Here is a 13,600-nt window from a genome sequence, read left to right as displayed (position 1 = left end):
GAATAGATCGATCGCTCCTGCTATTGGTCTGCGATCGATTATTCAGCAAACCCTACTTACAATTCAGATCGTAGACGAATTTCATTTAAAGGTGTTTTGAATGAGACTACACGCAATGCACTGAAGGCTATTCCAGGCGTTGCATCACAGTTTGCGGCGATTGTGGATAGCCTTTATGTTCAGAATCAAAGTGCGATTCAAGATTTTTTTACCCGCCATCCAGAACTGGTTTTAAGACAAAAGTCATATCTTGAAGCGAATGATTCTGTACAGCTTCGGAACACATTGCTGTTGGAGAATTTCCTGCCAACACTGAAGCTTCGACGCAAGCAGCAGCAGGTGTTGCAATCGATCAGTGCAGCGACAAAATTTGAAGCAGAAATCGCCAATGCGTTGCTCGCCAATGCCACTGTTTTACATACGGTAAATGCTCCCTCACAGCCCGCATTCAATGACCCGATAGCCTCAGAAACACTTGGTCTCTCAACTCAGTTTTTCTTCCGTGATACGGCAACGGGAGGAGTCGATATCTCTCGCGATGCTGAATCTAACTTGGCTTATTCTACAGGTGAGAGACATCCCCTACCTGACAATGCTGCCACGCCCAATAGTGCTATTTCAGGTATCTGGAGTGGCTATCTGGAAGCACCAGAGAATGGTTTTTATAACATTTCTGTCGAGGCTGATTTAGGCGCAATCGTATCACTAATGTTGGAGGGGAAAACGATCGCTCTGACCCCAACGGGCAACCTGTGGCGGAACGACCAACCGATCGATTTACGAGCAGGAAGTCTCTATGCGATCGTCTTAACGGTAGAGAAGGTAAAAGATGCCCTGAAAGTGCGCTGGCAGACCAGTGGGCGCGGCTGGGAGGTAATTCCACCGGCTTATCTTTATTCCGACACTTTAACCAGCCACCTGCGAGCCACATACATTCGTTTTCTTAAGGTGACAACATTGGCGATCGCCCTTAAACTGACAGCCAGTGAGATTGCCTATCTCACTGCCCACACTGATTACCAGATCGGTGGGCAAGGATGGCTGAATAGCTTACCCGTGAACGGCAGTCCAGATATCACTACAGCCATTGCCCTACGGGATGCCTTCACCGCATTGCTGGATTTCGCGCACCTCAAGGCTGAGCTATCACCGGATGATGAGCGCCTACTGACGCTACTCAAAGATCCGGATGCGGCCGTGCGACCAGAACCGGAGAAAAGCCCCGAAAGTAGCCTCCTCTTTCGTCTGACGCACTGGGAAGAGCGATCGCGCAATGCACTCTTGAATCACTTTGGGGTGGCGATCGCCGATCTCACTCACCTACCAATCTTCCGACGGGTTTTCGATGCCTATGCGCCGATCAGAGCCTTGGGCATTTCCGCACCGACACTACTAAACGCTGCGACTAACGAACCGAATGCCATCACCGTTCGTAATTTTCAATCGACTCTGCGTGCCTGCTACGACGAAAGTGACTGGTTGAAAGTGCTGAAACCGATCAACGATGAAATGCGCGGATTGCAGCGAAATGCCCTCGTTGCCTATATCCTGCACCAGATGCGTGCCAACCCCACGAAAGCGCACATCAACACCCCCGATAAACTCTTCGAGTATTTCTTGATGGATGTACAGATGGAGCCTTGTATGCAAACCTCACGCATCCGCCATGCCCTTTCATCAGTGCAACTTTTTATTGAACGTTGCTTGATGAATCTGGAAACAGGAGTCTCACCATCATCCATCAACGCCAAACAATGGAGCTGGATGAAGCGCTATCGGGTGTGCGAAGCCAACTGCAAAGTCCGTTTGCATCCAGAGAACTGGCTAGAGCCGGAGCTAAGGGACGATCAATCGCCCTTCTTCAAGGAAGCTATGAGCGAACTCCTCCAGGGCGATATCACCGAAGATCGCGCCGCTGTCGCACTGTTGAATTACCTTTCAAAACTAGAAGAAGTGGCAAAACTAGAACCGTGCGGTATTCATTTTGTGGAAAACGATCTGACGAAGTTAGAGGATGATATTGCCCATGTGGTCGCGCGCACTCCCGGAGCCAATCGCAAATACTTCTATCGTCGCCGTGAGTATGGTTATTGGACACCCTGGGAACAAATCAAGCTGGATATTGAAGATAACCCAGTGATTCCAGTCGTTTGGAACGATCGCCTTTTCTTATTCTGGTTGCGCATCATCAAGCAAGCTCCACTTGATACATCAAAGACAGCTTCCTCTCCTGTCCCAGAAGATAACACTGAGTTAGCTAAAGTTAACTTGGGACAAGTCAAAAAAAGTGTCAGAAATGATGCAAATACAAGTACAAAAGTTACTGTGCAAGCCGTGCTTTGCTGGAGTGAGTATTATAACGGCAAGTGGCAACCCACTAAGACCTCAGATATCAATAAACCTACCTTCGTACGCGATTTTAATGTGGCTGGAGAGCATACTTTCGATCGCTCCACACTAAATCTCACAGTGACTGAGGAAGGAAGTGTCTTGAAAGTCAATATTTCTCCCTATAGTGCTTATTTTGTTCTCTATAATACTCACAGTTTGCCAATTAGAAAAGAGGATGACTCTCGTCCTCCAAGCCCAAGACCAAGAGGATTATTTTTGAGTGCAGATCGCTCATTTCAGACTATTAACGGATCTTTTTCAATTACTTACAACATTCTCACAGGTGTACAAGACATCTCTGGCAACTGGAAATGGAATCCTCAGAAATGGGAACGACCTGTACTCAACACCAAAGAGAGATTGTCTATGAGAGTCATTTATCCATCCTATAATCAGTCGAGCATCTTCACTACGCCATTCTTTTACGAAGACAGCCGCCACGTTTTCTATGTCAGCACAAGTGATCGTCCTGTAACTATTTCAGAATTCACAGGCTTAGGCTTTAATGAATATCTGCCAAAGCGAGAACTTTATATTCCGCCATTAGTGTTGGAATCACCGCCCAAAATTCGCGATCGCCTCGGCCCTGTGGCTATGGATTCACGAATAGCCGTCATTGATCCGGCTCCGATGAAACGATTTGTCACTGAAGATGCCTATATCAAAAAAGGTATTGCCACCACAGGTACCGTGCGTTTTGGCGATAAAGACATCAGTGCAACAGGTATCATGCGTAATCAACAAATTCAGTAGAGCCAGATCGATTAAGGAGTAAAGAATTATGACAGACTATTCTCAAGTTAAGTTCCATGGAGTCTTCGATAAATCAGGTGTACTGAAGCCTCTCTATACAAAACGCCAAGACATTGAATTCACCTACACCTTCGAGAACTTCTTCCATCCATTTGTCGGTGAACTAATTCAGAAGCTGAACAAGGATTCCTTGCCGGGTTTGCTCAACCCGAAATACCACCAAGAATTGACTAGTAATTTTTTTAGTACCTTCTATACTTTGCTGACCAGTGAATTAGTTAAGATCGAGTCTTTCCCAAAGGAGATTGATCTTCGCTATGGAGGACCTTATGCGAACTACAACTGGGAACTACTGTTTCATGTACCCCTGACGATCGCCGTCCATCTCAGCAAAAACCAACGATTTGCCGAAGCCCAACGCTGGTTCCATTACATTTTTGATCCAACCTGTACCGACACATCTGTTCCCACTCCCCAACGCTTCTGGAAATTTCTCGCTTTCCGTCAAGCAGGCGATGTCATGCAAATTGACGAACTATTGCGGCTGTTGAGTAAAAAAGACCCGACACCAGATGAAGAAAAACTGAGAAAATCAGTCCTTGCTGGCTATGAAGCGAGTAAAAATAAACCCTTCCAACCCCACGCGGTTGCCCGCACCCGGCAAATTGCCTATCAATACAGCGTTGTCATGAAATATCTGGACAACCTAATTGCCTGGGGCGACAGTCTGTTCCGCCAAGACACGATCGAATCGATCAATGAAGCCACCCAAATTTACGTACTAGCCTCTAACCTTCTAGGTCCACGCCCCCAGAAAATTCCTTCCCCCGGTACTACGAAACCCCAGACTTTTGCCCAACTCAAGGCACGCGGACTCGACGCCACTGGAAATGCACTGGTAGAACTGGAAGGTAAATTTCCGCTCAACCTTGGTCTTCCACAAATCCAAGGTAAAGATCCAGACGCAGCAGCTCCCCTCTTTGGCATTGGGCGCACGCTCTATTTCTGCATTCCCCAGAATGACAAACTGTTGGGCTATTGGGATACAGTCGCAGACCGACTGTTCAAAATCCGCCACTGCATGAACATTGAAGGAATAGTGCGCCAACTTGCCCTCTTCGATCCGCCTATCGATCCCGGAATGCTGGTCAAAGCGGCAGCAGCCGGAATTGATATTGGCTCGATCGTCAATGGCCTGAATCAACCAGCCAGCCCCGTCCGTGCCATCCTGTTTATCCAAAAGGCATTAGAACTGTGTGGCGAAGTGCGGAGTTTAGGCGGAGCGTTGTTGGCGGCGATCGAAAAAGGCGAGGGTGAACGTTTAGCCCTCTTGCGCCAGAGCCACGAAATCAAAATTCAGCAGATGCAGCAAGATGTGCGCTTCTTGCAGTGGAAACAAGCACAGGAAGCAACTAAATCGCTGCTCACCAGCCGAGCCACAGCCTTGGAACGACTCCACTACTATCAGCGATTGCTAGGGCTACCAGCCGATCCAAATGCACCGGATGTTGTAGCGATCGATCGGCGTGAACTGACTGAGGAGAACTTCGATACAGCTTACAGTGGTTTAGTTGGTCAGTATGAAAAAAACCTAACTTTACAAAAACTTGCTAAGTTACAGATCGCTGCGGACTCAACCAGCGATGGACTGGCTGGTGTTTTCGGTGGATCTGAGCCGGGTGGTCTTTACTTAAATAGCAAGGAAAACGCAGAACTCAATAGTCACTTGCCTAGAGCACGAGATACAGCTTTATTAGGTTCTGCCATCAAATCGATCGCAGCAGGATTTACAATTGTTCCCGACCCAAAAGTCAACATCCATTTTTGGGGAATTGGTGGCACAGTAGATCTAAAAGTAGGAACCGCCCTTGTAGCTGGATCAAAAATTGCTGGAGACGTTTTCGGCATTATTGCGGGATGGGAGCACGAACAAGCAGGAATGGCATCCAAAACAGCATCTTACCAGCGCCGTGCGGATGAATGGATGTTGCAATACAATTCGGCTGCGCACGAACTCATGCAAATCGGGCGACAGATTCTCACATCGCTGATTGCTGAACAAGTAACACATCACGAATACGAAAACACAAAAAAATTGATTGAAAATGCCCAAGAGGTCGATCGCTTCTTGCACGAGAAGTTCACCAACGAAGAACTCTATGCCTGGATGCAGGGCGAAATCTCCCGCCTCTACTACGAATACTACCGCTTTGCCTTCGACACCGCCCGCAAAGCCGAGCAAACCATGAAGCGCGAACTCATGCGCCCCGAAGTCGATGCCACCACCTACGTCAAATTCAACTACTGGGATGGCGGACGCAAAGGCTTACTTTCTGGTGAAGCTCTCTATCTCGACCTCAAGCGTATGGAGATGGCCTATCACGAAAATAACAAACGTGAATACGAACTCACCAAACACGTCAGCCTACTCCAGCTTAGTCCACTAGCATTACTCCAGCTTCGTACCACTGGCCGCTGCACCGTCTCCCTCCCCGAAGAACTCTTCGACATGGATGGACCAGGACATTACTTTCGCCGCATCAAAACCGTCGCTGTCAGCATCCCCTGCGTCACCGGCCCCTACACCAGCATCAACTGCACCCTAACCATGCTCAAGAGCAGCATTCGCACCAAACCAGTGCTGACAGATGGGAGCTATGAGCGGAGTGGCACTGAGGATGCTCGCTTTAACGATTCCTTCGGCAGTCTCCAAACGATCGTCACCAGCACCGGACAAAATGACAGTGGCTTATTTGAAACTAACCTACGCGACGAACGCTATCTCCCCTTTGAAGGGGCAGGTGTGATTAGCGAGTGGCAGTTGACATTACCTGCAAATCCCAGCAAAAAGGAACCCTGCCAGTTTGACTACAACACAATTTCTGATGTGATTCTGCATATTCGTTATACTGCGCGTGAGGCGGGTGGGTCATTGAAGATTGGCGCGATCGCCAACCTCAAAACCCGTATTGAAGCAGCCCAAACCACTGGCTCCGTGCGCCTATTTTCCATCCGCCATGAATTCCCCACCGAATGGGCTAAGTTCCAAAACACCCCCGCTACCCCTGTAATCCCCTTAACCTTGACGTTGCGACCAGAGCATTACCCATTCTGGAGCCAAGGGAACCTGGAAATCATCAAGCGTGCCGACCTATTCGTCAAAACCCAAAAAGCTGTGAAAATCACTTACAAAGCCGATGGATCAGGCGATGAAAACTCCCTAGTCAAAGATAAATCTTTGGGCGATCTTTGGTCGGGTCAATTGTCAAAACTCCCAACTTCAACCAAACCCGTTTCCACTGAAATTGAGAAATTCACCCTGTATCTCAATCACAAATCGATGGAAGATATCTGGCTAGCATTGACTTGGGGCAACCAAAAATGAATACAACGGTTGAAAACCGCATGAGATAAATCAGTATTGACCATATTGATGGTTACGCGGTCATCTAGCTGCTCTGTTACAGTTATTTACTCAGAACGCGAAGCGCCCTGCTAAAGTTGTCTTTCCTGATTTTTAGCCGTAATTTTGTATGATTCGAGGAATTGCTTCTGCTCTTCCGACAAGTTAATTATTGCTGCATTTTTTCCCAATTCGCGCGAGTAAATTGTAGAATTATCTCTAGCTCTAATTATGGTAAGACTTTCATTTTCTTTGCAGTAAGTAGCTAATAAAGTATTTTGGATAAAGGGAGTTCTGGGGCTATAATTGTTGTCAGTTGCAGCTTGCACGGCCACAGCAATTAGGTTTTTTTCCCAAGCAGGTATGAGCGGTGAATTGTCTGCACTTTGTTGTAGCGTTTTTTGAGGATCTGAAGTAGCGATCGCATTTTCAGTGTCTTTATCTTTAATACCATAGAATTTGTGTAGCAGCAAAGATGCCCCGGTTGGAAGAGGCGGAGATTCTCTGAGCTTTTGGAAATACGGACTATCGGGAGATAAATCTTTGGCAATTGGCGAACCAAATTGCTTTGATAGGGATGACATTATTTTGGGTGGTAGGTTTTCGGGGTTGAGATGAAAAACTGCATAACCTCGGCGAGTTTCTTCTGTAACAGACGCATCTAACGGATTTATCTCGGAATGCTGTATTTTGTAATCTTCAAAAAAATTGCGTGCTGTTTCGGTTTTTCTCAAGCTAACAGCAATCCCCAGCATAGATTGGTCTGTTATTTTTCCGTCAATCAAACTTGTTTTTTGGAATTCATAAAATATAGTGGGAGGTGAGTTCATGTTTTCTATTACTTGCCGTGCCACAGCAGTTTTTTCTGCATTATTGAGCATTTGATTGTTGGGTATTTGATTGTTGGGTATTTGATTGTTGGGTATTTGATTGTTGGGTGTTTGATTGTTGGGTGTTTGATTGTTGGGTGTTTGATTATTGAGTATTTGATTATTAACTTCTTTTTGTTTTAGCCACTGAAGAGGGTACTGTACAGAATTGGGATCTAGAGAAGCTATAAGAGTAGTAGAATTAAATTCTATGCGAGCCTTAAAAGAAGTTCCGGTTAGCTTACCTGCGTCGAAGTCTTTTTTTAATATTTCGTCGCTTTTGCCTTGTTGTTGGTTATAGAAAGCCTTCATTAAGGCTATTTTAGATTCTTTCTGGTTGGGTGTAAACACCCCCAAGACTTTTAATCCGCATTCAGTAGTAACTGTGGCACAAATTTCCGGCTTTTGTTGAATATTAACTGAAACTTCCGCTGTTGTTCCTTGAAAGCGAAAATCTTTAAAAAAACCAATGAGATTTTGTTTTCTAGCACAGAGAATATTACCTGTTCTGCTCTTGGCTACTGTATACGTGCCGTTACTTATTCCGTAAGTAGTCAGTTCTGCGGTGAAAGAAAAATGATTGTGCAGGCAATTATTTTTCCTGAGCGATTCTATTGATGTTTCGTCGAGTTCGCCGATAACTTTACCAGATATTTCCAGCAAATATTTAGGTTTATTGAGCGATTGGATTGTAATAGTGTATTCTTGGTCTAAAAGAGAACTTTGTCCGCCAAATTCGCATTCTGCAACCTTACCGACTTTAATTCGATCGTCTAAACCAGTTACGTGCAGTTCAGCCGTTTTTGCGATCGCAGGAATTAGTTTGGCGCGGGCAGTAGTTCCAACTGGTAACTGCGCCGAATTTTCAGAGACAGTACCTGCTGTGATGTACCTACCGTCTTTCATTATTTGCAAGGTTCTTTTACCCTGAGTTGGGTGGTTTTTGCGATCGTCTTTTGTTGTCGCCTCCGCTCTAATTTCAGCATTTTTAAGATTGTGAACTTGGGAGATTTCGTGATAATCAAATTTCGCAGATTCCGTTTTAGTGTTAGCATTAGTAAGATTGTGAACATCCGGCTTTTTACCAGGCTCAAATTTAGCTGATTCTGTTCCAATTTCAGCATTTGTAAGATTATAACTATGGGAGTTTTCGCCATTTTCGGTTTGGGCAGCGTCAATTCTGATTTCAGCATTTTCGATGCAGTTATTTATTTTGATATCTGCGCTATTTAACTCGCCGATAGTTAATTCTTTGAATTGAAGTTCGTTGAGTCGAACGACAATTTGAGAACTCCAAGCAGCAAACACGAAATTTTGCGTTTTTTTTCTGCTATCGTGGTTGAGTTCTGGTGCACAACACAAGTGCCAAGTAGCAGCCGCCATAGCATCAGTTTCGCCTTTCAAATTGCACTCACTGTGAAAAGTCTCTGCTATTTGCGTCGCTTGTTTAAAAATTAGGTTGCAGTCAGCCTCAGTTAAAGCTTTTACTGCTCTTACATTTTGCACTCTCAAATATTTCGTTCCTTCAATTTTAACGGGGATATTGAGTAGCTTTCTGCTGCTTTCGCTGAGCGTGCCGAGTTTAACCCATTTGTCAGATCCTTCAGAGTCTTGACTTTTTGCCAAAACACAGGTTTTGTGGCTATTTGAACTAGCCCCCCTGTAGTTTTCATTTGTAACTAACAGGATTTCCAGCGACTGCCGATTTTTGAAACGTTCCGGGTATTTACTGAAAGCAATATTGGTAATTTCTACACTAATTCCGGTTTCTGTTTGTGCAGTTAAATAAGGGCCTTTTTCAGTCTGCAAGCGTAGTTTAGCTGCAACGGCAGAGTTTAAAAGAGAGTCAAAAGCAGCTTTTGTTTCCCTGCAAGTATTGTACTGTTCTGGCGTGTAATAGTATTTATCTCCTGGTTCAGCTTCTGGAAACAGGTTGCGAAATTGGTAAAATGGTCGTGCTTCTAGTTCCGATGCTTGCAATAAAGGGTTAAGAGATTGTATTATCGATTCTTTTAAACTGTAGCCGTTGGGTTCTATGACTTTTCCTTCTAAGTATATGTCGGGCAATTTTTTATCTTGCAAGTAATTTGGATTTCGGTGGCACAGATTTCTGTACTGGCTGATCGTAATTTCGTCGGCTGGAGTAGCGCTTTTTTTAGAATCTACAGCTATTTGATTTTGCAGTAACAGTGGCGGCGTTACTTGAAATCGCAGAAATTTTCTATAGGTTTCAAGGCCAGTTTGAACTTGTTCTGGCGGGATGCGAAACAGAAGTTTATCTTCGCAGCATAGCTTGCAGTCTAGAACATCTCGCTCGATTTGACTGGCGTCGGCTGAGATTAAAGAAGCCATTGTCGGATGGGTTGACGAATTGTGTATGTTGGCTAGTTCTCTGACAGTTGACATAAGCGTGTCCGGTATGTGTTTTTCAGGTTTAGCGGTGTAATTGTCGTTTAATTTTTGTTTGAATTGATTAGAAACATCGCGAATGTAATCTTCTTTTTGCTCGGCGCTGAATGTACTCTGCACTGCTACTACTTCTGATTCAACAGAGGCAGCACATTTGACAGCAGAGTTAGCAAGTTCCGTCCATTTATTTGCCATAAATAGAGCAATTTCAGGCAGTGTTTTCTTGGGTTTACCCGGTACGTCAAAGGAAACTTTGGGTAATTTTGGGGTAGGAGGGTGAGCGTTTTGCGGAGTTTGAGCTTCTATAAGATTTAGAGCCGTATAAGGCCAATCTGAAGCCTTCGCGAAGCATTTAGAGTCTCCGTCATAGTCTTCTCCTGCGAGCTTGCTGTACGTGTCTAAAGGCAGGGATTGTAACAGCGAATCCTGCAAAGCATCTTGTTGAGATTTGATGGCTTTCAGTTTTTTTTTAGTAGGCTCGCTTTGCAGTTGAGATATTTCGCGCTTCGCCCATGCTTGGGAGAACAATCGAGCGGCGTGTTCCTGTTGTGTTTCGCCAACTAGCAGGTCGGTTTTTTTTCTCAAGTCTTCGCTGATATCGATACCTTGGATCGCAGTACATTCAGCAGCTTTTCTACTAGCATATTTGTGGTAAGGTTCGTCGGAAACAACAGAAACTCCGATGAAAGCTCGCCCTTTGGGGTCGAGAAGGTCGGGCGTAAAAGTATTGTTTTGAAGGGCGATTGCATCTTCATAAAGTAGGGGCGATCTAAAGCTCATTATCAGTTCGCCTGGACTACCAACGGCGGTGCAAACTTGGTCATCGTTTAAATCTTTTGAGGGAATTATTATACTGGATCTGTTCCATTTGATAGCCCCTCCGGTTGCTATCTCCCGGCGCTGATTTTGTAAAAAGCGTTCTAGTTGTTTTTGTATGTATTTGCATTCTAGTAACTGGTAATGACCGCCTTGTAAGTCTGATTTTAATATTTTGTAGACGGTATTTTCTTCCATTAGTTGCGAATTTAAAGTATTTTCTGGCTGGTTATTTGGCTGTTTAGTATTTTCTGGCTGGTTATTTGGCTGTTTAGTATTTTCCTGCTTAGTATTTTCCGGGTGGGTATTTTTAGATTGACCATCTTTGCTAATTTCGAGTCTGGCAGTTACTTTTTCTTCCCAAGTTTTACAGAAAAGTTCAGCTACTTTTCTGGGATCTTCAGCAATTTCATTTAACTTCAAAGCATATTCTCTAAGAATTTCTCTGGTATCCAGTTCTAAACCGACTTCGGCGGTCGAAGATAGAGTAGTTTGAGAAATACTTTTTGCCCCCGCCCACATATCAACTTCGTACATTCCTGGTGTCGGTTTATTCCAGCCGCCTTTGAAGGAAGATACTGGCAGTATTAAATCGGGAACATTTGTAGAATTAACTTCAAACAGTGGCTCTAAAATTTTTGCTGTTACCGTTCCTTTAGCCACGCGAGCGTTTGAGTCGCAATTCGGAAAAAAAAGCCGATGCTGCACGGCGTGTCTGATAATTTCATCTGGTTCTCCAGCAACAGTTTGAGAAAGCAATTCATCGTTAAGGAGGATAAATTTTTCTAGAAGTTGCGGCGAAATTTTTCCGTGGCAATCTCCTAATAGCGAAATCGCCACATTTTTTGGTAAAAGTCCTCCATTTTCTCCGCATCGTTCAGATTCTAGATTATCTTCTACTATTAAAAGTTTAACTGTTGTTTTGAAAGTATCGAGACAACTGCCGGATAACAAACTGCCGTAAGCTCCCTTATCTTTTTCGTCAGGTAATATTTTGTCGAGTTCTGTTTTGTACTCTGTCGGCCCGTAGAAGCATCTATTTCCCGAACTGAACAACATTTCGCAATTGTCGGGGTGACACGTTAAATTTTCAGATTGAGTCCATTCGTGTATGTATCCTATTGAAAAAGTATCTTCTGGAGCATCGGGAAAGATTGCTTCCAGCATAGAGTTGTTCAGTTCTTCAGTTAGGACTGTCTGGGTGTTGGTGAGTCTATCGAACGAACTAACCCATTGATTTAGGTCGGTATCGAAATGTTTGAGTTTTAGCATTAAAATTATTTAAGTTTGAAAATTGAGATTTTGGTTTGAAGATTGAGGATTTGAATTTGAATTCGAGGATTTAGATTTGAACTTAAACTTTAGTATCAATTAAAAAATAAATTTTTGAGATTCTCATGATAAATGTGTTAACTTTGGAAGTAATCTTTAGTGATAATTTTTTGCAAAAATTATGCTTGAACATGAAGATTGGGACTTTGTTCCCGAATATGAAGATTGGGAGTTCAAAGAAGATTTTGAGGAAGAGACGGAACTTCAGCGGCGCACCGCGAAGAGTATTATGGATAACATAAACCGTCAAGAAGTACAGGGAAACATACAGGCTTGGTACGATCGCGGTTGTCAAAAAAAGCTCGAAGATTTGACGTGGGATGAAGTCAGGATTCCCGATGGGGGCGAATTTTTTAATGCCACCGATTATTACATCGGTTACGATATTTGCATCGATCCATTTGTCTTGGAAAACTACAACCCAGATGGCACGATGAAGCCCCAAAGATATCGATTTTTAGTTGATTCAGGGGTAAGTTCGGAAGGAAAAGCCTTGGAAGAATTGAGAGTGCGCAGGCATTTACGGAAACTCAGCGAGCTCGTGCTGAGTTATGGTAAACCTCGCGCCCGTCACTTTATGTGTTTCTTTGAGAGAGCTTGATGCTCTCAATTAGTGCGTCCAGGACTGTTGTTGTGACTCGAAAACCAAACGTGCAAAAAATAATACGTTTGGTTTTTTGCCACAGTACCCTATGCAGGTTCGGATTTTGTGCTTAGCAGGCTGGTTCCGAAATCGATCAAACTGAGGTTTTGATAGCGCCGCCCGATCGCAATTGCGATATGCCCGATTGATTCATCGGGTAATTCTTCGATGATTTCCGGTTTTTCCGAGAGATAATTAGTCGCGCGGGATAAAAGTTTAGTTCCCAATTTTTCGGTGTCCCGTTCGCCCAACTCGCTTGGTTTGATACTTTTCTTCCTGAGAACTCTGTCAGCCCAATTTAGCGAAAGAACGGCTTCCCCTTCATTTATCGCCTCTATAGCGAGGGGTACGAGTTCTTGCCAGCGCTTGGCTATTCTCATTTTTATTTCGCATTGAGTTTTGCCGATACCGGCATCCGAGAGAGTTTTTCCGAAGCTACCCTGACACCTGGCTTTTAACTCCAAAAGGAAAATACCGGACTGTTTTGCGTAGACTAATTTCGACATTTCTGCCAATTTCCCCGCAGTTTCCGCAGTTTTGAATTTTTGTTCGCTAGTTTTTAGCGATGATAGCAGCGATTCTTCGCTCATTCTCTCCAAATTTAGAGGAGGAGGAGAATCGTAAATATCTAGTGTTAGCTCGAACAAGCGTCGGTCAGATAGCTCCTCCAGTGTTGATTGTTTAATTTCAAGTTCTTTGTAAGTTTCACTTTGGTTTGCCGATTTCACTAATAATCCCATCGGCAAGCCTTCTTTGGGTTCAAGCGTGTATGTTACACCCATAGATTTGCTCCATTATTTAAAGGTGTTAGCAAAAAAATGAAATATGCAATACCGCCTTCGGTTCAATACAATTGCATTGAATCCCTGTATGTTTTCGAGGTGTAGAATTCAATTGATTATTTGAGTCTAATTTGTCCTTTCCGTTTTTCAATACTTCGGACAGTTTTGGAACAGGGATGCTCCGCGAGTAGAGCCAAAAAGT

5 protein-coding genes are annotated in these 13,600 nt (G+C 44.2%); 3 read left to right on the top strand and 2 right to left on the bottom strand.

Going from position 1 to position 13,600, the window contains the following annotated elements; genetic code table 11:
* Positions 1–96: 96 nt before the first annotated feature.
* Positions 97–3,144 carry a neuraminidase-like domain-containing protein gene (locus tag QT974_RS19760; RefSeq protein WP_333470131.1) on the top strand — a complete coding sequence of 1,016 codons (3,048 nt, stop codon included), beginning with the start codon at positions 97–99 and terminating at the stop codon, positions 3,142–3,144.
* A gap of 28 nt (positions 3,145–3,172) precedes the next feature.
* Positions 3,173–6,529, top strand: a complete 3,357-nt coding sequence (locus QT974_RS19755; RefSeq protein ID WP_333470130.1) for a hypothetical protein — start codon at positions 3,173–3,175, stop codon at positions 6,527–6,529.
* 110 nt (positions 6,530–6,639) lie between these two features.
* On the opposite strand, the gene QT974_RS19750 is transcribed toward QT974_RS19755, so the two are convergent.
* Entirely contained in the window at positions 6,640–11,913 is a 5,274-nt protein-coding gene (locus QT974_RS19750; protein WP_333470129.1) for a hypothetical protein, read from the bottom strand.
* A 181-nt stretch (positions 11,914–12,094) separates the two neighbouring features.
* Between QT974_RS19750 and QT974_RS19745 the strand changes: the two genes are divergently transcribed.
* Positions 12,095–12,574 (top strand): hypothetical protein, encoded by a 480-nt coding sequence (locus tag QT974_RS19745; protein ID WP_333470128.1) that lies wholly within the window; start codon positions 12,095–12,097, stop codon positions 12,572–12,574.
* Positions 12,575–12,663: 89 nt separating this feature from the next.
* Here the strand turns inward: QT974_RS19745 and QT974_RS19740 are convergent, their stop codons facing one another.
* Positions 12,664–13,398, bottom strand: coding sequence for a hypothetical protein (locus QT974_RS19740; RefSeq protein WP_333470127.1), 735 nt, complete (start codon positions 13,396–13,398; stop codon positions 12,664–12,666).
* Positions 13,399–13,600: the final 202 nt, after the last annotated feature.

The organism is Microcoleus sp. BM001215392 (assembly GCF_036700185.1).
Classification (GTDB): Bacteria; Cyanobacteriota; Cyanobacteriia; order Cyanobacteriales; family Microcoleaceae; genus Microcoleus.
Note: the sequence above shows the minus strand (reverse complement) of the source record. Positions and strands in the feature narration are given on the sequence as shown.

What these genes read in the sequence shown, in the direction of transcription:
- QT974_RS19745 (WP_333470128.1), top strand. Translation starts at nt 12,095, where the DNA reads ATGCTTGAACATGAAGATTGGGACTTTGTTCCCGAATATGAAGATTGG.
- QT974_RS19740 (WP_333470127.1), bottom strand. Translation starts at nt 13,398, where the DNA reads ATGGGTGTAACATACACGCTTGAACCCAAAGAAGGCTTGCCGATGGGA.
- QT974_RS19755 (WP_333470130.1), top strand. Translation starts at nt 3,173, where the DNA reads ATGACAGACTATTCTCAAGTTAAGTTCCATGGAGTCTTCGATAAATCA.
- QT974_RS19750 (WP_333470129.1), bottom strand. Translation starts at nt 11,913, where the DNA reads ATGCTAAAACTCAAACATTTCGATACCGACCTAAATCAATGGGTTAGT.